This window comes from Litoribrevibacter euphylliae (assembly GCF_042646085.1).
Taxonomy (GTDB): Bacteria; Pseudomonadota; Gammaproteobacteria; order Pseudomonadales; family Litoribrevibacteraceae; genus Litoribrevibacter; species Litoribrevibacter euphylliae.
In genome coordinates this window covers 964,570-985,827 of sequence record NZ_JBHRSZ010000004.1, presented here as the reverse complement: position 1 = coordinate 985,827, position 21,258 = coordinate 964,570, and the positions used below count along the sequence as shown (strand labels likewise).

16 protein-coding genes are annotated in these 21,258 nt (G+C 42.8%); 3 read left to right on the top strand and 13 right to left on the bottom strand.

All coding sequences use genetic code 11. The features are described from left to right. Window position 1: 1 nt before the first annotated feature. The 9 genes from tssB to tagH form a co-directional block, all read right to left on the bottom strand. On the bottom strand, window positions 2-502 hold the full coding sequence (gene tssB, locus ACFOEK_RS12005) for a type VI secretion system contractile sheath small subunit (protein WP_386721105.1): 501 nt from the start codon (window positions 500-502) through the stop codon (window positions 2-4). 56 nt (window positions 503-558) lie between these two features. After that, the gene (gene tssA, locus ACFOEK_RS12000) at window positions 559-1,668 is read right to left on the bottom strand and encodes a type VI secretion system protein TssA (protein WP_386721102.1); all 1,110 of its coding nucleotides are present in this window, start codon (window positions 1,666-1,668) and stop codon (window positions 559-561) included. A 92-nt stretch (window positions 1,669-1,760) separates the two neighbouring features. Then, window positions 1,761-2,546 (bottom strand): PP2C family protein-serine/threonine phosphatase, encoded by a 786-nt coding sequence (locus tag ACFOEK_RS11995; RefSeq protein WP_386721099.1) that lies wholly within the window; start codon window positions 2,544-2,546, stop codon window positions 1,761-1,763. A 52-nt stretch (window positions 2,547-2,598) separates the two neighbouring features. Next, window positions 2,599-3,321 (bottom strand): type VI secretion system-associated protein TagF, encoded by a 723-nt coding sequence (gene tagF, locus ACFOEK_RS11990; protein ID WP_386721096.1) that lies wholly within the window; start codon window positions 3,319-3,321, stop codon window positions 2,599-2,601. Next, a complete protein-coding gene (gene tssM / locus ACFOEK_RS11985) occupies window positions 3,303-6,851 on the bottom strand; it encodes a type VI secretion system membrane subunit TssM (protein WP_386721093.1) in 3,549 nt (1,182 codons plus the stop codon). Before tssM ends, tagF begins: the two co-directional genes overlap by 19 nt. A gap of 22 nt (window positions 6,852-6,873) precedes the next feature. Then, complete coding sequence (gene tssL / locus ACFOEK_RS11980) at window positions 6,874-8,193, bottom strand: type VI secretion system protein TssL, long form (protein ID WP_386721090.1); 1,320 nt, start codon at window positions 8,191-8,193, stop codon at window positions 6,874-6,876. A 70-nt stretch (window positions 8,194-8,263) separates the two neighbouring features. After that, entirely contained in the window at window positions 8,264-9,592 is a 1,329-nt protein-coding gene (tssK, locus tag ACFOEK_RS11975) for a type VI secretion system baseplate subunit TssK (protein WP_386721087.1), read from the bottom strand. Between the two features lie 33 nt (window positions 9,593-9,625). Continuing rightward, window positions 9,626-10,285, bottom strand: coding sequence for a type VI secretion system lipoprotein TssJ (gene tssJ, locus ACFOEK_RS11970; protein ID WP_386721084.1), 660 nt, complete (start codon window positions 10,283-10,285; stop codon window positions 9,626-9,628). Between the two features lie 79 nt (window positions 10,286-10,364). Next, window positions 10,365-11,741, bottom strand: a complete 1,377-nt coding sequence (gene tagH, locus ACFOEK_RS11965) for a type VI secretion system-associated FHA domain protein TagH (RefSeq protein ID WP_386721081.1) — start codon at window positions 11,739-11,741, stop codon at window positions 10,365-10,367. 352 nt (window positions 11,742-12,093) lie between these two features. Here tagH and ACFOEK_RS11960 point away from each other — a divergent pair, with 352 nt between their 5' ends. The 3 genes from ACFOEK_RS11960 to ACFOEK_RS11950 all read left to right on the top strand — a co-directional run bounded on the left by ACFOEK_RS11960 (window position 12,094) and on the right by ACFOEK_RS11950 (window position 17,154). Continuing rightward, a complete protein-coding gene (locus tag ACFOEK_RS11960; protein ID WP_386721079.1) occupies window positions 12,094-14,130 on the top strand; it encodes a serine/threonine-protein kinase in 2,037 nt (678 codons plus the stop codon). 280 nt (window positions 14,131-14,410) lie between these two features. Further along, entirely contained in the window at window positions 14,411-15,271 is an 861-nt protein-coding gene (locus tag ACFOEK_RS11955; RefSeq protein ID WP_386721076.1) for a hypothetical protein, read from the top strand. After that, window positions 15,268-17,154: an ATP-binding protein gene (locus ACFOEK_RS11950; RefSeq protein ID WP_386721073.1), complete on the top strand. Its 1,887-nt coding sequence runs from the start codon at window positions 15,268-15,270 to the stop codon at window positions 17,152-17,154. The genes ACFOEK_RS11955 and ACFOEK_RS11950 overlap by 4 nt, the downstream gene beginning before the upstream one ends. Before the next feature lie 70 nt (window positions 17,155-17,224). Here ACFOEK_RS11950 and gorA read toward each other — a convergent pair whose 3' ends face one another. The 4 genes from gorA to gspL form a co-directional block, all read right to left on the bottom strand. Further along, window positions 17,225-18,622 carry a glutathione-disulfide reductase gene (gorA, locus tag ACFOEK_RS11945; RefSeq protein ID WP_386721070.1) on the bottom strand — a complete coding sequence of 466 codons (1,398 nt, stop codon included), beginning with the start codon at window positions 18,620-18,622 and terminating at the stop codon, window positions 17,225-17,227. 47 nt (window positions 18,623-18,669) lie between these two features. Next, complete coding sequence (locus ACFOEK_RS11940; RefSeq protein ID WP_386721067.1) at window positions 18,670-19,299, bottom strand: GNAT family N-acetyltransferase; 630 nt, start codon at window positions 19,297-19,299, stop codon at window positions 18,670-18,672. 95 nt (window positions 19,300-19,394) lie between these two features. Beyond that, window positions 19,395-19,898, bottom strand: a complete 504-nt coding sequence (gene gspM, locus ACFOEK_RS11935) for a type II secretion system protein GspM (protein ID WP_386721064.1) — start codon at window positions 19,896-19,898, stop codon at window positions 19,395-19,397. A 3-nt stretch (window positions 19,899-19,901) separates the two neighbouring features. After that, a complete protein-coding gene (gene gspL, locus ACFOEK_RS11930; RefSeq protein WP_386721062.1) occupies window positions 19,902-21,251 on the bottom strand; it encodes a type II secretion system protein GspL in 1,350 nt (449 codons plus the stop codon). Window positions 21,252-21,258: the final 7 nt, after the last annotated feature.

The window sequence follows — 21,258 nt, the reverse complement described above, 5'->3', positions numbered from 1 at the left end:
CTTACTTCTCCTCTACACTCAACTCGTCTGCCAGTTGCTGTAAATCACCGGTATTATTAAGAACACGTTCCAAAATATTTTCTAAATCTTCTGAACGATCCACTTTTGTCATTAAGTCGCGTAACTTGTTACGAGTTGCCATCAACTTATCCAGTGGCTCAATCTGTCTCACAACAGCTGCTGGTTCGAAATCCTTCATTGATTTGAATTCCAAATCGACCGCAAACTCGCTGCCATCGTCAGTCAGCTTATTGTTAACTTTGAATGACAACTTTGGATTCATGCGTTTTAAAACATCATCAAAATTGTCTCGGTCAATTTGTACAAAGCGACGCTCTTTAAGAGGTTTAAGCGCCTCTGTATTTTGCCCTGCAAAATCCCCCATAACGCCAACAACGAAAGGCAACTCTTTTTTAACAGACGCGCCTTCAGTTTCTACATCATAGGTAATGTGAACTCTCGGCTTACGAACCCGAGATAACGTGTTATGAATACTTTCCATATTGATCTCCTTTCAATTTGTCCTAAATCCTTATAGATAAGGAAATTCACTCATCATTAGTCACCAACCGGAATTCCGGTTAAACGAAAATAATTGTTTCTTGCTCCGCCATCTTCAATCAATTCCTGCAGTAATTCAGGAAGTTCAAGATCGCTCCAACGAATCACTTGATCAATTGCATAAGGCATTGGGGAATGAGGCTCTGTTCTTCTGAAGAACTCAGAAACCTCTTTTAGCATATTCACAGCATGCTCTCTGGTTTCTAATTTCTTAGCTTGAAGAAGAGCAGATTCGCTGTCCTCTGTGAGACTGCTCTCTGAGTCTAAATCAGCCGAGGCATCATTGGTTTCTGACAGTGCCTGATCGATAAGATCACCCGCCAAGTAACGAATCGCCTCTTCACATTTCGCCAGACTCTTACTGATCATACTGGTAGGCTGAGGCTCTCCTCCCATGGCCGAGTCCATAGCATCTGAAAGCAATTGAAATTCATTAATCGCGTTTTGAAGCTCAGACATTAGAGCCACATAGAAACTGGCAGGACTCGCTTTAACAGCGTCTTCAATATCAGACAAACTCGCAATACCTGACTCGCTCTTTTGTCGTTGCTTGTCTTCATCCATGCGAGCGATTTCTGATGCACGATTAAATTGCCAGGTAGCATAAACTTCACTGCCATTTGGTGAAGTAATAGGAATACTTAGAATCGGGGTTATTAGAGATCCTTCACCGTCGTAGCCATTGAGTCCTATGAGAGGTGCTATTCTGGTGTCCAAACCGTCTTCGTCCGGCAAAGGGTACAAATCGCCCCAGTACGATTGAATAAGTTCACGAGCGAGTTTAAAACCAACAGCCAAACCAGAGAAACCTTCCAGTCGACACAAGGCCTCAATTAACCAGGCTACATATTCCAAGTCTTTCCCTTCACTCACAAGAGCATCTGGGACTTGATCAAGTATAGGACGCCAATCATTGGCCAGTGAACCGACAAGATCTTCATCCACTAACGCAGCACGTTCATTCGCACGAGCCTGATTACGGAAATCTTTGAGAGTAAAATAACGAGAAGTTGGTGATATATCAGCTCTTGGATCTTCACCAACCGGAGAAGCCTCAGAAATTGGGGCAATCAGAGTATTAATATCTAGTACTTCGCTGTAATCCATTACAACCACCTAATCAAAACAAATATTGCTTCCTGCAATCTTTGGCCGATCTTAAGTAAATGAATTCAAACTACAATCGAGACATACTCAAGCTATGACATTTTATGTAAAACTGGGATGGTCTTCTCAATTTGATTGTCGGCTAATTCCACCTTTTCTAATCCTTTTATCTTAATTACGATATGAGTGACATTATCCCTTGCCCCTGAAACTAACGACGAATGTAACAGTGCCATACTGGACTCTATAACGTCTGAATTTCTAAGATATTCTTGAATTTCCGAGTCCGGAATTTCTTTATTTAACCCATCAGTGCAAAGCAGAAACACATCATTAAGCTGGCACTCGCCACTAATTACATCGACATCAACTTCTGATTCAACACCAATAGCTCGTGTAATAACATTCGCGCACTCATGGTGTTCAGCTTCATCCTCTGATAGCAAGCCCTGTTCAACCATTTCAGTAACCTGGCTATGGTCCCTTGTGGTCTGTTTAAGACGCTCATTTCGATATAGATAGCCTCGACTGTCACCCACCCACAACAAATGAAATTTTGACTGTTGAAGAAATAAAACTACGACTGTAGTCCCTGCGGTATTTCCGTCTAAATGCTGCTGGCTATAACGCTGAAGAGAGGCGTTGGCCTCCTCAATTGTCGATACAAGCAATTCTTTGGTGATCGCTTTATGAGCTCCGCCCTGAACAGCAGCTTTTACTGCGTCTAATACCCAGCGACTTGCTATATCACCCGCTGAATGGCCACCCATTCCATCCGCAACGGCCCAAATCCCGTATTCAGGCAATTCCAAACACGCATCTTCATTTACTTTACGAATCAAGCCCACATGAGTTTGAGCATGAGAAACAACCTGCATTACGTCTTCACATCCCTATTCTTATTAAGCAACACCTAGTCAGAAGCTCTTTCTAACAAATAATTTGCTTTCTTTGCCAACCCCATTGCTCCCAATTACCATCCAACATCCCGCTGAACTGACTAACTTGAGGTAAGCCATTAGTGACCAACATACAAGGCGCCACTTCCTCAGAGCCTTGCGTCCACCAGAGACAATAACGACCAAATTGATCGCAGTAACTTTGATGCAAGAGCCCTTGAACATTCAGATCAGTGTCGTCCAATGCTTCCAGAATTACTCCTTTAGCCGTCCTCTCTTTAGAGGCAATCTGTGCCGTCATCTTTGAAGATTCTGGCCAAGGAATTTGCTCTTTAGCAAGTTCATGAATCCAAGACTCTAAATGAAAGTGGTCTTCCAAGGTTTCCAAAATTTTCGGTTCAATGGCTTCCGTCCATTGAGAATCAGACCAGGTTTGTAGAGGTGTGCTTTCAACCTCTTTCACTATCGCGAACGGATAATGCCGACCAACCTGATCAATACTTGGGATCAAGGTTCCCGCCATAGCCGAATCTCCACATACACGACTCGATAACGCAAAGTGCCAGATTGGGCTAGTGAGATAGCAATCAAGCCAGTCACTTCCTAGTTGTTCTTTGCTGACCGCAAGAACCGCTTGAAGCCACTCGTTCCAGCTATCAACGAAACCTATCGGTAAACCTTGAGCCAGAAAATCACCTCGGCTCGGAATTTTCCCACATATTCCGAGCCCATCATTTAAAGAGCCATCGGACATCTAAATCTCTCCAGTTCAGGATTCCAGAAGGGACTAATTACGCTGTTAGGCAATAACTTAATACGGGCCGTATTTCCTTGAGATGCCAGATGCAGAATCTTATCTTTCTTAGTTTCTGGTCTGGTCTCAGTTATATCATCCAACAAGCGGAACCATGACCAGGCTCCATCCAAGGTAGTGTTTACAGGTAACCCACCGTTTGGAGGAGTAAAGATCATCCTCGTTTGAAGCTGCTCACCCTCTCCAGGCCAGATAAACTGCTTAGTTCTTGTTGGGCCATGTCGATATGAAAGCTCTTGCCCGTCTACTTCAAACATAAAATGAGAAACATTGCGATCCAAGAAGACAGGCTTCAAACCAAACTCTACTTTTAAGCTACGGCTTCCTGGTTCAAAGAATGCTTTTCGAATCTTTTCCGCTCGCTGAAAGGTATCCAATACCTTAGAATCCAGTCCAATATTACGTTTAAAGGTCCATGGCGATTTACGTGTATTTACGAAGCGGGCCAGATAGTCATTGAAGAACTTATCCATAGTCCCGCCATAGCCAAAGAACTTCTCAAAGTCTTTCAACTTAACTTCTTTTGAGCTTCTCTTATTTAGAGGATATTTCCCTTTGATCGCTCGTAGATATTCAGACAGGACTATAGTTTCCCATGCTTCATTAATATGCTCTTTCGTGCCTTGAGCAAAGATACGTGTTGTTTGACTGGATAGATCAGACAACCAGTATGAGAAAGGATCAGGTAAATCGTTCTTTAGACGACGCAACTCAGTTTTCAGTTGATCCCCTTTCTTGCTGTTTAATTGATGAATATATGCTTGGCTTGGCATTGCACCAGGAGCCGATAATTCCTCAATGTATAAATACAACTTACGCATGGCCGCTGAAATTTCTGTCAACTGCTCTGGATTAACTTTCAGATAATCTCTAAAGGTGTTTTCAACTGCTTTTCCGGGTAAGTCTATTGATACATTTGGTAATTCATCAGGAAGCATTCGACTCAAGCGAGATTTTTTCTGAGACAGTGCAAGATCCGCAGCATTCTCCGCCAGCCCTGAAACAGCCTGAGCATTTTCTGACAGTGGTAGCTTGGTTAATTGCATATTATCTTTCGCAGCAGAGAAAATACTTTGAATCGGCTGCTCAGGACCTGCCAGCGTTTTAGTGATGTAAAGACCTTGATCAACACTAGTAATTGGTCGAATTTCAATATCGTTTAAGAAGTTCTGCCAAGAATAAACATAATCACGAAGGTATTTATCTTGTACTTGTTCTTCTAAATCGTTTGCCCCTTCTTCATTGATGAAATTAAGGTCATCACCGTATACCCAGCTGTCTTCCATCAAGCGTTTAATGATGCGTTCATTTTCAACCAGAAAGATTCCATGAAACCCCTTGTAAGTGTACAACCCTGAAATACCTTCATGCAGGGGAGCTCCACTTTTTCGTCTAATGACATTGAGGCTGTCCGTACCAAGCACATCATTTAAACGAAAATCAGGAATGTGACTCTGGAGAAACTCTCTTCTAAGCCTCTGGTAGGCACGCTCTGCAAGAGGTGTTGTCATTAGCAGTTTTCTCGCATCGGCAACTGATTGATGATCAATACGAGCACTCATTCCTTGCTGTAATAGATTGCCTAAATGCTCAGACAGCTCCTGCCTGATATCCTGATTTATGTCTCCCGGAAGTTTTCTTTCAAAATAGAGAGCAAACCATGAACGCACCTGCTCGGAGTTAAAATGTTGAGGCTGAAAAAGCATCAAATACGATTTAAGCGTTTCGTATAGGTAGTCTCTATGATCAGAATTAACCACCATTTCAGTCTTAAGTGCATTGACCAGATAGTGCGTAAAATAGCCATGAAGCGCACGCGTATAAGCGGCACTGGCAGGTTGCCCTAACTTCTCTCCTTGATATAGCCCCATATTCTTTGGGCCATCTTCTGGCAGATGCTGCGAAAAACCAGCAGGCATATCCCGCAAGATAGTTAGCGCCGTAGCCAGTGAAACAATATCGTTTTCCTCGCTTAATTCTCCGCCTGTCACTTCTTTATACTGAGCAATGGCGGAAGCACTTTCATCTGTTAGTGCCTTATTCCATTGATAACTGGAAAGCCAAAAGCCCGACAATACCAAAGAGGCAATAGTAGTTATTGCTAGTGCTCCGTGACGTATCCAACGATTTTTCTTCTCATGATACTGGTTTACGGATGCCAAGTTTCTTTCTGGAAAAACCACATCCTCAAGAAGTCGCTTGATAAAATAGCCTTTGCCCTCGCCTGTTTGCCTACGTAGTGGCGGCTCGGTTAAGCCAAAGTTGCTACCAAGTTGAGTCATCACCCGATCAATAGGAACCCCTTCTTGAGTGGCACTGGCAATATAAACACCCCGCAACATAGGAGATTGCTCAAAGGCGTTCGGAGAAAATATCTCCTTCAAAAAGTCATCCGCGGCTGACTGCAGTAAACGAAGTTGTTTTGGAAACTCATAAATAAGAGTTCTACGTTCAAGATCGTGTTCGAACTGTAATCTTGAGTTCAATCGCTGATTCAAACGGCGAACAATTGAGTGAAATTCTTTATTAAACTGAGCTACTACTCCTTTTTCAGGGTCTTCGGCGTCTAACTCAAAGGTCATCCCCCAAACCTGCTCCATTTCTTCTTTTGACAAGTCGTCGAAGAACTCACTAAACCCTGCGATAAGATCTGCTTTGGTAAACACGACATAGACAGGAAACATCATGCCTAATTGGTTTTGTAGTTCCTGTATTCTTTGCTTGATGGCTCTGGCATGAATGGTTCGTTCTGTACGCGTTTGTGCCAACAAATCAGCCATACTGACGAACATCAACACACCATTAATCGGACGTTGAGGTCGATATTTTCTTAATAACCCAAGAAAACCTTGCCAAGCCTGGGAGTCTTGTGTGGCATGGCTATCTTGGGTGGTATAGCGACCTGCCGTATCAATCAATACTGCTTTATTGGTGAACCACCAATCACACTGACGCGTCCCGCCAATGCCCTCGATAGAATCTACCCCCATCGACTCTTGAAGCGGAAATTCGAGCCCCGAATTATGTAACGCCGTCGTTTTTCCAGATCCAGGAGGCCCAATCAACATGTACCAAGGTAATTGATTGATATCCCGGCCTTTACTGAATTTTGAACTCTTTAAAATCTCTAAGGCTTGCTGCATCCTCTTACGGAGTATCTCAATATCACGCTGAGCAATCACATCTTGCTGCTGGTCTTCATCGCCATTTAAAAGGCTATCGACGGCCTCTTTGTTTTGACTTTTTTGACGAGCTTGAGTCAGAACATTACTGATTCCCCAGCCAACAGCAATAATCAGAATAACGAGCAATCGAACTACTGGGCTAGCCAAGGGTTCAACACCCGCAATAGCAATCAACGGCCCTCCGAACCACAGTAAAATAGCTAGAGCAAGAAGACCTATGGTTGTGACAACCCAGCGGGACTTAAGTGCAGCCCCTGAGCGTTTTGCAAATCCTTTTAAAGACATGGTTAATTCCTTGTTGTGAAACTTATGGCAGAAGATCTATTTCAATACGGCGATTCATTCGCCTGTTCTCATCCGAGTCGTTGGGAACGATAGGTTCTGCTTCCCCACGACCTTCTGGCCATAAACGTCCATGTAGATCGGTCTTACTTGCGAGCGCATCCGAAATGGCATTCGCTCTGGCTAACGATAAATGCCAATTTGAAGGATACTTACTTGAAAAGATGGTTTCGTCATCGGTATGCCCAGCAACCAGAATTCGACCAGAAATTGACTCTAGCGCACGAGCCAACTTTGCTAGGACCGGCATGAAATCTTCTTTAATCTGCGTCCCTTTATCCTTAAACAGATTATCTGAAGAAATTCGTACACGGATCTTACCTGATAAATCAATGACTTCGAGTAAATCTCGTTGAATCTCAGTCTGAAGAAGCTGTCTTAAACGAACTGACTCATCCCTATTCTTAATTGAAAGCACTTCAGGTTCGCTTTCAGTCCAAGGAACTAGCGCGCTCAACTCACGGTAGACTCCATCTGAGTAGTCATTAATTTGATAGCTGAAAAACATGTACACCGAAATCAAAAGTGCCCCAATCAACGACAACAACACCCACAGTGGAAATTCCTTTGAGCTTGAGGAACCATACTCAACACTGGTTTTGCAAGTTGGTGTCAGCTCCCTTTCATGTTCGTTTCGCTGTGTCCGGATTGCGCGGTAAGCTTGTTCCCGTATTTCTTCAAGCTTTTCAGCCCCACGTTCTTCAATACGCATCTTTCCGTTAAAGCCCAGAGACAAGCAGAGATACTGAAGCTCCAGAAGCAACAGGTGTTCACTAGGATTGGCAATGCAAGATTGAATCAACGTATAAAAATACTCTCCTCCCCAAGTTTCATTATGGAAAGTCGAGAGCAGGCTTTCAGCCCCCCACTCACTTTGACCGCCCCAAGAAGTATTGAGAACAGTTTCATCTATAAATGAGCATAAACAGTATCGGGCCGACTCTATTTGCTCTCCCGAAATGGACTTATGCCGTAACGCCTGCTCATACGTTTTAATCATTTCAATACACTGACGCTTCAGGGTATTTACATCATGATGCTTTGGAGTACTACGAATTTTGGCAATGACGGAGAAAATTGTACTGGCTTCATCAATAAGCAGATTATCACCAATAGCCACTATCTCAGCCTTATGGCGTACAGAAGTGGGTCGGTCATTCGACGACAACACCGTTTTATCATCACTTACGTCTAACGAAGAAGTATCAGGTGTGTTTTTACTTGAGGTAGGTTTGTTTGCTCCTCGTCCACCCGGACGAGGTTTTAATATTGTTTTATCTGTCATCTGCAACAAATCCTTGTTTGCATGTTTTAGTGACTACAGACGGTATATCCCGTTACCGTCCTTACAATCACTACCCTTTAATAGCCCACAACTCGATTTTGAGCCCTGGGTAATTTCCTGAAAGGTGCAAAGCAATACCACCACTGCTAGCCAAACGTGGCCAATAGTCACTTGCTTTATCTAATTGAAAATAATGATAACCAGCATTGTATGGCACCTGCCTAGGCGCAACTGGTAAAGCGGTAATAGTGATTCCGGGAAGCTGGTTATTTACAAGATCGCGAATTTGCTCAACCGAACCTATTTTTATACGAGCAGGAAGATGCTTACGGATTTCATCGTTAGGCAAATCAGCCGATACCGCGATGACAAACTGAGCATCTTCAAGCAAAGACTTATCATTAATCGGCGAGACATGAATACCAAACTTGGTTTGTTCCAGCGGTAATGCTAACGCCGTCTGCTCTAACACCACGCTTAATGTCTGATTGAGAGCGACCATGACATTTCCGAAAACAGTTGTAAGGTTGTCATGCTGGTACTTCTCAAATTCAGGGGCCCGCTTATCTTTTGCCGTAAATGTAGCAAGTTCACCAGCCATTGATATGAAATGAATATACAAATCTTCAGGGTGTATACCTGAGGTTGAAACGATATGTTTAAAGATTGGTTCATAACGGTTCAGCACTTGCAGCATTAAGAAATCAGCAATCGAGCTGGCTCGCCCCTGCCCTTGTGAAATACGAGCAGAGAGCGCTTCTGCGCGCTGGCGAATCATTCCAATAGTTTCACGAATCAATGTTAGCAATCTTGAGTTATGCTGCACATTTAACAGCGGAGGAATAAACTTTTTATCAAGACGAACAATACCGTCTTCAGTTAATTCGATAACTCTCGCAACAGGAATCGAAACATAGCCAGACATATCATCAGATTCTAATTTCAATACTGTACGGAGTTTTGCTAATTGGATGGTTTCATAGGCATCGCCGCCCAAGGAGTTATCTACTGCATCATGATCTAAAAACTTAAAACGAGTTATGCTGGTATCATCTTCACTGCTGATATTAATCCCACTGTACTTATCGACAGGCAAACACAAGAATAACAACTCATCCTTACACCCTTTTGGAACATCAATAACTTCTGGTAACTCGTCCGATTTAGGAAGCTGGATCAAGGTGCCATCCGAAAATATCCCATTGATGTGCTGTAACCCAAATTTACCTAGTGCCAGAAACTGCTCATCAATTTCATAATCATGAACACCCCAGGCATAAGCATTAATCTGAGCCATCAGACTTGACTGAGTATGCGTAAAATAACGGTCTTGCTGCTGAAAATGCTGTGGTCTCAGGAACATTCCTTCGTTCCATGAAACTCGGCTGACATTACTCATCTATAACTTCCTTTTATTTTCATGTCCTACAAGTTAAATCTTGCTTTTTAATACATCTTTCGCGTCGGTGGCCAACTCTTTAGCTGTTGGCTTTTCCATTACGTCCTCTATGTCAGCTTCCTGAGCTGCGTCTTTAACTTCTTCAGGAATTTCAAGATCAGCGGCAGACTCATCACTCTTGGCAACCTGCTGGGTTTCATTACGATTTATATCCAGATCATGCTCACGAATGTAAACAGCTAACTCATCCATATAGACGTACAGATTCTCGTAATCAGTCGGATCAACTTCGACAATTGCTTTCCAGCGAGCTTTTTCTATGTCTCGATAAGCCACAACCATGGCGACATAACGAGCTGCGGGAGACAATGACATTTTGAACTCAAAATTTTCACCGGGTTGAAACTCAAGCTCCTCTGTCTTTAGCAGATCAACACCAAGAACAGACGCCGGAGCATCGTATAGCACAAAGAAATCTTGGTTGATAAATCGTGTACGAGATGCCAGTTCATAGACTTTAACCACCACAGGCGACGGACGTCCGTCAAGATCAGGATTCAGCGAATCCGAAACCTTAAAGTGAAAATCTGTTGATGGTGGAAAAACGGAATATATACTCTGACAACCAATCAAAGCAGATGCCATTAGACCAACCAGTAAAAACGAACGATAGAAGCGCTTGATTCCCTTCATTTCATAGTCCTCGAGAAAACTTTAGTAATCTGTATGTAATTCAATCATTCATAAAGCCAGATGATTGTTAACAGTGTATTTATTCTTCAGAACCTTTTAGCGATGCTTCATAAGCCGCTGTAAATTCATCGTTCATGGCTCGCTTATTTTCCAAAGAAGCGTCCTTCTTAACGTCTTGATAAAGTTCTACATAAGTCTGCCAATATCGGGCTTGTTTTCTTGATGGCGTCATTTTATCGAATACTCCATTCCTGAAATCTTGAGCGGTGATAACGTCAGGAGACAATTGATTTAAAACACCAAAGGTTGCGGCTTTTGCACCCGCCATAATCGCTTCTTCGTGTCGATTAATGTCCTCAAATGCATCCTTAATGGCCTGCTCTGCCGGTAAGAAACTAGGACCTTTACGGTTGAACAAATTATGGAAAGCATCATCAATGTTTGCGGAGAATTTAAGCGGATTGTTTTCCTTCTGCTGAAAAGTGGTTTGATTCACACGAAATTCACTTTTCACAGAGGAGCGCGCCCTTAGTGTGTCCATTAACCCCATCAGCAACTGTTGGAAAGATCCGCCTAACTGTTCCCACCATTGATCAGTCGCTTCAGTTGGTATCATATCTTCAGAGATTCCAAGTCCCTTCATAAAGGCGGACAATTCATGTCCTTGACTATGGCCAACTCGTTCAGGGTTATTATTAAGGGTTGAAGGAGCAAAGGAGTGCCCTGTTTCCTTAACTTCATTGTGCCCAGCAGTAATGCCTTCATGCATAACAGTTGAAGTAGCGCTGACCGTATTTGTATTGACCCTATTAGTACTTGCTCCATTAGCATGGTCAGCACTAACAACGGAATTACTAAATTCAGAGGCCCATTCTTCGGGAATAATGTTCGGCTGCGGGGGAAGAAAATCATCATCTAATGCACTGGAAACTGAGGTTGCATCCATTGATAGAACTGAGTCGGCATTTATGCCGCTCTGATGAGCTGCATTTTGATGAGATACGGGATCTGCCGCGCCTTGAAACTCAGATTTTGAGAAGTCAGATAAAGGAATACCGCCCCCTAGTTCAGATTTGGCGACAGAGTTATCATTAAAATCCGGAGTTACAGCTACTTGAGGTTCAATGGTACTTTCAACGATTAAACGAACTTCAATGTCGTACTCGCCCAAAGAAAGAAAATCACCATCATTAAGCTCATGGCTATTGTCTGTCCCAAGCGGGGTGACAGATCGATTGACAAACAAACCGTTGGTAGAGAGGTCCGTAATAACAAAAGACGTGCCGCGTTTTTCAATACGGGCATGCGTCCCAGACACAACACGCTCAGGGTCAGGAAGATACCAGTCTGAGGCTTCTGACCGGCCAATAGTCCCACCAAATTGGTCAAAGGTTTTCACCGCCTCTTGTCGTGATGACAAACGATGGTAGCTAACGACAGTTAACTCTAACAACATATCCGTGTTCCATAGCAATCCATTGAAATTCCCCTTTTCGACATCTTGTCTAATGCATTTGCATCAAGGATCTTCATGCTGGCGGAGGTTAGTTTTTATGCGAAAGTAGGTCAACTCGAAAGATGCGACCTAATCCACAAAAGAAAAAGAATCTTTAAACGTCATTGAATATGCCATCGCTCCAAACAGGAAGCTGGTGTTAAACTTCGCGGCATTGAAGTCAGTGAATAATAAGAGCCATTTCATTCACGGTAAAACGCCCAAGGATGTTCATTCATTTTGTTCTGAAGTGAATGAACAAGGGCACACGATAGAAAATTCTGAGTCTAAAGCTAAGGAAAGCGAGGTCCTCATGACTGATAAAAAAGTCGCGAAAAACGTCGAAGCAACTGAATCCAAAACCCAGGCAACACCCACCTCTTCTGAGTCAACAGTTACTGATATCGATAATGATAAGACTCAAGCCGATTTAAATCGCTCAATTAGTAAAAAAGTACCAGTTAAGTCTCTCGAAGGTCAGTGTATTAAAGATCGTTATTTGCTTGAATCAAAAATTGGTTCTGGCGGCATGAGTGACATATATCGAGCAAAAGATCTCCTACTGGAACGAGCCGGCATCAAAGACGGATACATTGCTATAAAAGTGCTTCAACCTGAGTTTGTGAAGCAACCGGAAGCCCTACAGCTTCTTATGAAGGAAGCAGACAAAACCCGCCGACTGTCACATCCCAACATTATACGTTTATACGATGTTGACTCTGATGGCGATATCCACTTTTTAATTATGGAATATCTCGACGGTGAAACTCTTGATCAAATTATCAAGCGCTCAAAGCCCAAGGGGTTAAAACTCAAAGGGGCGATTAAACTTCTGGAGCAAATCAGTGCCGCACTTACTTATGCTCATCAACAAGGCATCGTTCATACAGACCTGAAGCCTGCGAACATCATCCTAACCCGAAATGGCCATATCAAACTATTAGATTTCGGTGTTGCTCAAGCCGTACAAGTAAATCAGGATCAGTATTCTGCGGACTCTAATCAACTAACTTCGGTGAATGGTGGATATACACCAGCTTATGCCAGCCCACAGCTTTTAGAAGGCTCAGCTCCCTCGTTCAAAGATGACGTATTCTCTTTTGCCTGTTTAGCCTATGAACTTCTGACCAGTAAACACCCATATGACCGGCTACCCGCCAACAAAGCGAAAGAGCAAAAGAAAACAACTAAGAAGCCAAGCCACTTAAATGCATCTCAGTGGAAGTGCCTACAAAAAGCGCTCCATTTGGATGACAAAGATCGTACGCAAGATATTTCGACCATCATAAAATCCTTCTCCGCTAATCCATGGCCCAAAGTTGCCTTAGCTGCAGGGTTTGTAGGATCAATTGGAGTCGCATCTTGGTTTACATACCAACAACATCTTGAGCTGGACAGCATTCAAGCTGAGCTTGCAAAACGAGTTGCCCACAGCGAATTCATTGAAGGCTTAACCCAAATACCGTCAAATCAGTTTCTAAACCAACTTCAAGACCTCGACACGATCACTGCGACCGAAAAGCAAGGTCTACTTCGAGCTCACGGTCCAGCACTCATTGAGAGCTATGAGAAGAAAGTAGATCAAGCACTCAATGACGGAGAGCATGAATACCCCAATTACCCTAAAGCAGAAAAGCTCCTCAACGAAATCCTTGATTTTTATCCTGACTCCCACATCTTAACTAAACAAGCAATTACGGTTACTCGAGGAAAGCAGGCAGCCATTCAAGCACTTGATGAAAGACTCCATGCATCACTCCGAAAAGGTAATTATGATCGAACAGGGTCCGGTATTTTCTATCTTCTGGAAGAATTGAAATACATAGACAATAACTATCGTCCTATTCCTACCTCAATTGAGTCAAAGGTTTACCAAAAGCAATTTAACTCAGCCATGAAAAGTCATGATGTTTCAAAGCTTGAATCACTGATTGATGTAGGGAATGTCTTTTTCAGTAAAACAGAATCGGTTGCAGAACTACTGGCTCTTGGGCAACAACTTAAACAGGCTATTACTGAGCTTTCTGCCTACAGCAAGCAAATATCCGAAGGACAAGAACTCGACTATCCATATCAAGCCGCCACAGTCTTTTATAAAGACAGTTTTGAAACTCTTACATCAAAGGTAAGCGCCACAACACAAGTCTCTTCAATGGATAAGCTTTATAAGGAAGTTGAAACCCTGTCTCAAGACTTGCCTGACAATTTCCCTCCGTTGATATCTATACGAAAAGCCATGGCAGATAAGTACCTAAATCTTGCGGATATTCTCCTTAAGAAACGAAAGGTTAAGACCGCAAACCGAGTCATGAAGCGTGCGAACGAATTAATATCAAGCACTAATATTTAAGGAACCTATGAACAACCTACTCCACATTTTAAATGTCAGAGACTAATCGCTTATATCCTGCGCCTTATTCAGAGACTCTCTGAAAGGCGCAGGACTTATAGAGCACATGAAAAACACATTCGGATCAGTCAAGACCACTCATAAGATTCCCCGTCAAAATAATCACGAATGTTTGGATCAAAGCATGGTTTGTTATATTCTTGACGCACCAAATCATATTCCTGTGCGGAATTAACGATTGCTACAACGCGGTTCAAGGATGACGACCGTGAGGCCTAACGTGAAATTACAACAAAACATAAGAATAATCGTATCTGCTTTATTTTTTCTATTAGCGTCCAGTCTCACACACGCTAAAGAGCCCAAGTTCTACGTTATTTCCCCTAAGATATCTAAAGAACTGACTGATTTTTATTTCAATCATGGGTTTAAACCTCGACGCTCTATACCTTCAAATCTTAGCCCTCAAGACAACATTATTTTTTACGATTGCCAAATAAGTAACGAATTAGAACATCTGCAAATTCTGTATGTTTGCCACCAACCAAATGAATCAGACATAACCACGAGTGCGTTCCTAATTCCTGTTCCATCACCAGTGGACCAGCTAACGTTAGCCCAAACTGTAATGGCGCAAGATCTTAATATTGCTGTTTTCTACAGTAGAAACTCAGAACTTCAGTATAAATATTTAGCGACGAACAAAGCAGAAGGCGTAAAGCTTTCAGGATACCGTAGCTATGGTTCGCTTAAGTTTGATAAAGATATTAAAGAAATAATTAAAGACAATGATGCTGTTCTTGCATTGACTGACAACAGCATTTTCAATACCGCTACACTTCGGGCAATCATGCTCAGCACCTACCGAGAACACAAACCTATCTTTGGTCCAAACAAGGCTTTTGTTCAGGCTGGCAGTATCGCATCACTCCACGTTACTGACATCAACATTGCGGAAACCGCCATCGAACTCTCTAACCAATTTCAAAACGACGAATACCTCCCCGGCATCTATTTCACCAAAACACAGCAGTACGAAACCAACCCTACTGCGGCGCGAACACTTTCTCTGGACCTGCCGCTAAGATCAGAAATTAGCAGTACTGTTACAAGAAAAGAAGCTAAGGATGTTCACTTATGAACTTCAATCATATGACCATCTTTCAACGCACTATGTTTCTTGGTGTGGTCCCTTCGCTTCTGATTGTGACGTTATTGGTGACCTTTTTTATCTATACACGTTTTGGCGATACTATTGATCGATTTGACGAGAAAGGTACGTTACTTGCCGCTCAACTGGCCACCTCATCAGAACTTCTTCTTTTTAGTGGCGATGGAAGTTATCTGGACCCACATGCCGACCACGCCTTAGTAGACCCAGAAGTACTCTGTGTAAAAGTCATTAAAGAAAAGTCTCTAATTTACAAACGTGGTGATTGCCGCCAGATCAACCGCCCTAACCTTCATGAATATTCCCACGTAATATATAAGCCAGTTGCATTCAGAGATATCGGAATGCAAGGGAAAAAAGAAACCATAGATAATCTGGAATTGGGTCGTGTTGTGGTTCTTCTCTCAAGCGATCAAATTCGAAAAGAGCACAATCAGATTATTCTTCACGGTTTATCCATTGGTTTTCCTGCGATTTTACTTGCAATGCTGGTTGCTTGGCGAATCGGCCGTTCTCTGTCTGAACCCGTGTTAGAACTGTCTAGAACAGTGCATACTTTGACCAAGGGAGACCACTCGGCTCGAGTTGCCATAACAACTCAATCAGAGTTAGGTCATCTTCAGAAAAACGTTAATTCTTTAGCTGAAAGCTTAGAGATACATGAGACCAGACGAGCGGAAGACTTAAGAAAAGTTAAGAACGCGCGACAACAAGCCGAAGCAGCTTCCTATGCAAAAAGCCAGTTTTTAGCCGTCATGTCTCATGAACTAAGAACACCAATGAATGGCGTGATGGGTATGCTTCAGCTCCTTCAAGGCAGCAAACTCTCGGAAGAAGAAAGCGATTACGTCCAAACCGCCATCAACTCCACAGAACATCTACTCACGGTCGTAAATGATATTTTGGATTTCTCTCGTATTGAGAGTGGTAAGATGAATATTGAATCTGTCTATTTCAGACTGCCTGAGCTACTTAAAGGGGTTCATCAGACACTTGAACCTATCGCTGAGGATAAAAACCTTCCCTTCATCTTAGAGATGGATCCTAATCTTGATCTCGCAGTTCAATCCGACCCTACCCGCCTCAGACAAGTGCTACTGAACCTCGCAGGTAATGCAATTAAGTTCACTGAGAGTGGTTTTGTAAAAATCAGTACACATCAACAAAAAATCAAAGCTGACCAACTCGAACTTACCATTGATATTGTTGACACCGGCATTGGTATTTCAAAGAAACAGCTGTCGAAAATGTTTGAATCGTTCAATCAGGCAGACACATCGACCTCTCGTAAATACGGAGGAACTGGCTTAGGGCTATCTATTTCCAAGAACCTGCTCGAACTGATGGGCGGACACCTCAAAGTCCAAAGCCAGGAAGGTGTAGGCTCAACCTTCTCTTGTACATTAACACTTCCGTATCGTCAGTCCTCTTCAATTGCTGACAATCAAGTTAGATCTCAAAATTTTATTCACGTGGATGGCGAGCAACTTGGTTTAGCACTCCTTGCAGAAGATAACCCGGTAAACCAAAAAGTTGCTGTCGCAATGCTCAAAAAGATTGGTATCGCCGTGGATGTGGCCGAGAATGGTTTTAAAGCCGTTCAGAAGTGCCGTCAGAAAGAATACGACATCATATTCATGGATATTCAAATGCCTGTCCTGGATGGCTATCAAGCCACTCAACAGATACGTAACAACAGCAGTTTGAACAATGAGACACCCATTGTCGCCCTATCTGCAAATGCGCTTGCAGAGGCCAATGAGAAAGCGATAGCAGTCGGTATGAATGCCTATTTATCCAAGCCCTTTAAGAAATCAGAACTTGAAGAAGTGGTTAAAGAGTGGCTTGTTTAGCCACTCTTATCTTCAAATACAAGCGTAACAAATGTTGAAGTAAATCCCAGGAATTTCTAAACAAAAAACTCTAAGAAACAGGCTCTCTCATAGTCACAAATTCTTCTGCACTGGTTGGGTGAATACCGACCGTAGAGTCAAGCACAGTTTTGGTAATTCCCATTTTCATGGCGGCAGCAAACCCTTGGATAATTTCCCCTGCATGGTCTCCGACCATGTGCATCCCAATGACTTTGTCAGAGTCTTTATCAACCACAATTTTCATCAGCGTTTTAGTTTCAGAACCAGAGATGGTTTCTTTTAAGGCCCGAAAACTTGAACGGTAAATGTCGATATTCGAATACTGTTCACGAGCTTGCTCCTCGCTAAGACCAACAGTACCGACATTAGGTTGTGAAAAGACCGCCGAGGCAATATCACTGTAATCCATGCCCTGTTTAGGAAGCCCCTTAAATTCATTAGCCACGAAACGCATCGCTTCATGCAGAGCCACAGGGGTTAACTGAACTCGATTAATCACATCACCCAGAGCAAATATACCTGGCTCAGATGTTTCAAAGAACTCATCAACCTTGATTGCGCCTGAGGCATCCAGCTCGATAGACGTGTTTTCTAATCCAAGACTCTCCGTCAGAGGCTTTCGACCCGTAGCAAACACTACCAAATCGGCACGCTCTGATTCACCTTGACTAAACTCGACACGATAACCAGAATCGGCTTGAACGATTTCAACGGGTGAACGATTCAGATCAAGACGAATACCGGACTTTGATAATTCTTCAGTAAGATGACTACGCACATCCTCATCAAAACCACGAAGCACTTTGTCTCCACGATAAGAAAGCACCGTTTCAACACCTAAGCCATTTAAGATACCGGCGAATTCAACTGCAATATAACCGCCACCAACGACAACGACCTTTTTAGGTAACTCATCCAGAAAGAAAAACTCGTTGGAGGTAATCGCCAATTCAGCGCCTTTAATATCCGGCTTCACCGGCCAACCACCGGTAGCGATTAATACCCTCTTCGCCTCGATCTCTTCACCGTTAACACTGATTCTATGAGTACTGGAAACAGTGCCCTCACTTTCAGCTACATCTTTGATGGTACTAGCTCCAGAAATCCTTGCTTCGCCTTCAAAAACATCGACGCCGGAGTTATCTAATAAACGTCCGTAGATACCGTTTAAGCGATCAATTTCACTGTTTTTGTTATTCAGCAGGGTTTTCCAATCAAAATCGTTGATATTGATGTCCCAACCAAACCCCTGCGATGACTTAGCAATATGAGAGTATTCAGAGGCATAAACAAACAGCTTCTTAGGTACGCAACCAACATTGACACATGTACCACCAAAATAACGGGATTCAGCTACTGCGACTTTAGCGCCTTGTGCCGCAGCCATACGAGCAGCTCGGACGCCGCCTGACCCGGCTCCGATTACAAATAAATCATATTGCTTCATGGGATGTCCTAGTTAGATTGAAATTGATACGGCAATGAACGCCGAAATCAATTGAAAGACTTATAGAGTACAGTAGTAGAAGTCTCTCCAAGGTTAATTTGGTTCATTACTTCAAAACCAAAACCTTCGCAGAATTTAACATAGTCGGGATTAGCTACTTCAACACCAATGCCTGGTTTATCGTAATACTTCTCGCAGTATTCGAGAGTGGCTTCCATAAGATAATGACCACAACCGTGGTCTCTGAATTTTGGATGAACCCCCATTAGCGGAAGAACAATGCATGGATGTTGAGGCATAGAAGTCACCAGCGTTTGCTGATACTTAATGTAGCGATCAGTGGCATCAAACCCTGCGGTGAGCACCATTTTGGCGTACCAGATAGGGTTATGAGTTACATTCAGTTCTTCGTCTGACGTACCAATGAACACACAACCAATCAACTGATGCTTATGGTATAAGCACATCACGGTATGATCATCGTCAAAATAACTGTGTACGGCTTCACGAATGGTTGCTCGAACGCGCTGAGAATAGGCGGGCTTGTTCGCATTGAAAAGATAACGGAAAGTTGGCTCATCTTCATATACATGAAGGAGCAAAGATTTCAGATCGCCGGCAGCATCCTTGTCAGCTTTAACAAAACGCAGGTCATTTTTATCGAACTTATCGCCCACTTTTAACTCTCCCTAAACACCTAGCTCTTACTATAAGCTAGCACGTAACTCGTTGAACACCAAAATAAAACAAAGCTTGAAGAAACCTCTGAAGTTTAGCTACCGAATACCAATTTAGCGTTCACTTTTCCAGGCGAACGTCGATCAATGGTTCCCTGCATCACTACAACACCGTGCTTTTCAGAAAGCTCCTGAACCAAACCAAGTAAAGCTAGTGCATTCACATTATCAAACGTAGCTCGAACCTGATTATCACGATCAGGACTAATCTGCTTGATCCCGACTCCATTCGATCTTGCTAAACGGTTGATCAGGGAAGTAGATGCCCCACCAGATTGCTTACCACCAGAAGTTGCTTGTCTTAGTTCTGGCTCGTAACTCTTAATTTCCTTAAGAAACTCTAACCGACTTTCGTAATACTTAGCTTGAGCTACCTCAAAGTCCAATACAGGTTTTACCGCCAAACTGTAGAGAGCAAATATACCAAAGAACCCTGAAAGTACTTTCAGTGCCAGACGATCTCTGGTTGACAGTTGATTCCACTGAACCAACAGTGGCTGTACTAAAGGCGATTGAATTAGCTTTTCTGTAATTTGCATTCTTTAGCCCTCCTTCGCCAATATGATTCGACCTTTGAAAAGGCCACCGTCATTAGTTACTGATCCAACTGTGACTTGATAGCCCGCGCCAACAAGTTTTTCTTTAAAGTTATCAACTTGTGCAAACGAATTAGCATGAAGTTCCAACTGGGTTTCACCTGTCGCTGCACGATAAGATAAGCGCTGAACATAAGGTTGCTGAGCCTTCCCTTTCGATTCCTTACTCAAAGTAACAAGCGCAGTAATAATGTCTGAAGTCACGCTATTTAATTGAGCACTTGCAGTACTGCCGCTGCCGGAAGATAACGTCGACTTAATTTTTGAACGTAAAGCCCGATCACTTTGTAGCTTTTCCAGGCGTGCATTGGGGATGGCTTTCTTGACCGTTGAATAAATCTGAGACTGAAGCTCATTGGCTTTTTGTTGATACTGCCATCCGCTGTACAAAGTCAACGCTAGATGACAACACAGAACCACAGAACCAAAGACCAACGTCGGCGCCAATACATTCCACCATTGATTGGACTGCTTCTTAGGCTTGTATGACCCAACTAAAAGACTTTGGAAGTAAGAAGATTGATTTGATGCGGTGCCAGCGAACGACACTAAATAAGAATATAAATCAGGGATTTTATCCGAATAGAAATCAACTGCCTGCCCTTCAGGTAAGGCAACTTCAATCATCTCCTGCAAGTCGGCATACGAATGAGTAGATGATTCAGAAATAACGAGCTTTATGTTTAATAACGAGTCATCTGTCTCTGCCTGCGCAACGAATTTCTTTAACACCCATGGCAACTGTTTAATCGGCAGATAAATGGGTTTGGATCTCGGATGAGAAACAAACGCCATATCATCGTCGGTAGCAATCAATAGCTGTTGCTCCAACGTTGGTAATAACTGTTCAACAGAATACACATCATCAACATCAATATTCAGTGAACGAAAAATTGATAACGTCTTTTCTAAAAGCGTCTTATCAAGAGTAATGACATTTAGTTGATTACCTTCTGGCTTGTAATCTGACACCAAAAGAAGACTATCCGGATCTTGCGCTGACTGCTCTTCAACTATGAAAGGCAACGCCTGCTTAAGTTGACGAGTCTTTTTAGTTGGAACCGTCACTTCCATCATAGACACAGACGTCGGTGGTAAAATCACAACAAGCTGATCAACAGGATAGTGCGATAGATGTTCCTGAACTTCAGTTAATGAAACTGAGCTCTGAACCTGATCCACAGAGCGAGTTAAATCGCTCCATCGAACAAACTCTACATTCAAATGATCTATGCACTCTTCGACAGTAAAAGTATCGAAGTTATCGGGTAAAAAAAGGTAACCTTTTTCTTTCATATTATTT

What these genes read in the sequence shown, in the direction of transcription:
- tssB (WP_386721105.1), bottom strand. Translation starts at nt 502, where the DNA reads ATGGAAAGTATTCATAACACGTTATCTCGGGTTCGTAAGCCGAGAGTT.
- tssA (WP_386721102.1), bottom strand. Translation starts at nt 1,668, where the DNA reads ATGGATTACAGCGAAGTACTAGATATTAATACTCTGATTGCCCCAATT.
- ACFOEK_RS11995 (WP_386721099.1), bottom strand. Translation starts at nt 2,546, where the DNA reads ATGCAGGTTGTTTCTCATGCTCAAACTCATGTGGGCTTGATTCGTAAA.
- tagF (WP_386721096.1), bottom strand. Translation starts at nt 3,321, where the DNA reads ATGTCCGATGGCTCTTTAAATGATGGGCTCGGAATATGTGGGAAAATT.
- tssM (WP_386721093.1), bottom strand. Translation starts at nt 6,851, where the DNA reads ATGTCTTTAAAAGGATTTGCAAAACGCTCAGGGGCTGCACTTAAGTCC.
- tssL (WP_386721090.1), bottom strand. Translation starts at nt 8,193, where the DNA reads ATGACAGATAAAACAATATTAAAACCTCGTCCGGGTGGACGAGGAGCA.
- tssK (WP_386721087.1), bottom strand. Translation starts at nt 9,592, where the DNA reads ATGAGTAATGTCAGCCGAGTTTCATGGAACGAAGGAATGTTCCTGAGA.
- tssJ (WP_386721084.1), bottom strand. Translation starts at nt 10,285, where the DNA reads ATGAAGGGAATCAAGCGCTTCTATCGTTCGTTTTTACTGGTTGGTCTA.
- tagH (WP_386721081.1), bottom strand. Translation starts at nt 11,741, where the DNA reads ATGTTGTTAGAGTTAACTGTCGTTAGCTACCATCGTTTGTCATCACGA.
- ACFOEK_RS11960 (WP_386721079.1), top strand. Translation starts at nt 12,094, where the DNA reads ATGACTGATAAAAAAGTCGCGAAAAACGTCGAAGCAACTGAATCCAAA.
- ACFOEK_RS11950 (WP_386721073.1), top strand. Translation starts at nt 15,268, where the DNA reads ATGAACTTCAATCATATGACCATCTTTCAACGCACTATGTTTCTTGGT.
- gorA (WP_386721070.1), bottom strand. Translation starts at nt 18,622, where the DNA reads ATGAAGCAATATGATTTATTTGTAATCGGAGCCGGGTCAGGCGGCGTC.
- gspM (WP_386721064.1), bottom strand. Translation starts at nt 19,898, where the DNA reads ATGCAAATTACAGAAAAGCTAATTCAATCGCCTTTAGTACAGCCACTG.
- gspL (WP_386721062.1), bottom strand. Translation starts at nt 21,251, where the DNA reads ATGAAAGAAAAAGGTTACCTTTTTTTACCCGATAACTTCGATACTTTT.